This is a genomic window from Gardnerella sp. C0684A1, assembly GCF_055326835.1.
In genome coordinates, this window is sequence record NZ_JBLTSX010000025.1 from 1 (window position 1) to 277 (window position 277).

At 65.3% G+C, this 277-nt stretch carries 1 protein-coding gene; it reads left to right on the forward strand.

What is annotated here, in order from left to right:
* Positions 1-277 (forward strand): AMP-binding protein (locus tag ACNEUN_RS06235; RefSeq protein WP_463631564.1); only part of this gene is annotated, 277 nt, incomplete at both ends.

The following is a 277-nucleotide window of genomic DNA, read 5'->3' on the forward strand; positions in this document are numbered from 1 at the left end:
GTCAACCTGCGTTGGACGTTGGGCGAGATCGCCTATTCTCTGGCGGACTGCGACACGCGGATTCTCATCGTCGACGAGAAGCATCTGGGGCATGCGTCCGAACTGCGCAGTCTCGCGCCCTGCATCGAGACGGTCCTCGTTGCCGGCTCGCCTGACTATGAGGCGCGGCTGCTTGCGGCCGAGCCTGCCGAAGAACATCTGCGCGGCGGCGACGACCTGGCCGCTATCCTCTATACCGGCGGAACGACGGGCAAGCCCAAGGGCGTCATGCTGACCC